The organism is Pseudoalteromonas rubra (assembly GCF_000238295.3).
GTDB lineage: Bacteria > Pseudomonadota > Gammaproteobacteria > Enterobacterales > Alteromonadaceae > Pseudoalteromonas > Pseudoalteromonas rubra.
The window spans coordinates 1-1180 of sequence record NZ_AHCD03000013.1; the positions used below are offsets into that span (position 1 = coordinate 1).

The window sequence follows — 1180 nt, forward strand, 5'->3', positions numbered from 1 at the left end:
GAAAATTAAAAGAGACACCCATTCAAAAGCAGTGCTCAGTGAGCGATTTTATTCAGTGTAGGAATGGATGTCTGCCGAGAAAAGTGCGTGGACACCCAATTAAAAACTGTCCTAAATTTGGAGTATTAAAAGGAGTATTAAAAGAGACACCCATTCAAAACCAGCGCTCAGTGAGGGGGAAAAAACATGGATATCCATTGTTATCTGTTCCTTTTCTGGCTTGTCATGTGTTAGAAGTTTTTGAATGGGTGTCTGCGAGTATCAATTCTGTCTAACTTTATAAAATATTGGGCAGATAGAACCGATGAATAACAGAGTTAATCGGTTCAAGCATACTTATTCTGAATATCTTAGCGCATTACTACTAACAATGTTGCCATAAACGGGATGGTATCCATCGCAAACAATATCAAATGTGGGACTTTCATTTAGCCCATACCTAAACTTCAAAGACCAGGTACGAGTTGTATCATCAGTTGAAATAACTCGCGGATTTTCGGTTATAAACTTCCCGCTACCAATAGGTTTGTAATCACATGAAATGGCATTTCTGGATTTAAAAATAATAGTATATTCATGAGCATGATATGGACCATAGTGGTTTCCACTAATTGGCACAACTTTTTTCGACATGCTACTGACTTCTTCAACCTTTAGTTCAGGCAAGCCGGGAACGGTTCCAAGTGAAATTGAACGAGACACTGTGCCATTATTATTGGCACACTTTAATTTTACCAGATCGTACTCATTTGCCAGAGAAAATACCGCAAACGAATTTGTAGAAACTGACATGGACGAATTTGGATACTCGAAGTTGCAGCTATTTGTTCCACTAACACTCCAGCTGGCACTAATCGAATTACCAGGTGTTCTGGGTGGTGTAGTAGTAAAGGCATAAACTGGATGGCTTCGCTGATTCATAGAAACATTAAATGAATTAATACTAGGTTTAGGGCCAGTCAAGCCACCTCCACCAATGCCTACTTTAGCGTTCGCAGTTGAGACCATTAATATAGTTGATGCAATTGCCATTACTAAGACTGATTTTTTCATTTTCGAAATCTCTTTTTTATATGCGTTATTGGTTAAAGCCAGTCTAAAAATTATCATGTGGATTTCATCTTTCCATCCCCCTAACTGGGGGTTGAATAACACAGGAATAACACAGACATCCAATCAA

Annotated in this window: 2 protein-coding genes; one reads left to right on the plus strand and one right to left on the minus strand. The window is 38.4% G+C overall.

The features are described from left to right. On the plus strand, nucleotides 1–275 hold a 275-nt coding region (locus PRUB_RS26350), incomplete at its 5' end, for a hypothetical protein (RefSeq protein ID WP_206759877.1). Between the two features lie 61 nt (nucleotides 276–336). On the opposite strand, the gene PRUB_RS00070 is transcribed toward PRUB_RS26350, so the two are convergent. Then, nucleotides 337–1053, minus strand: coding sequence for a hypothetical protein (locus tag PRUB_RS00070; protein ID WP_155946386.1), 717 nt, complete (start codon nucleotides 1051–1053; stop codon nucleotides 337–339). Between the last annotated feature and the right edge of the window lie 127 nt (nucleotides 1054–1180).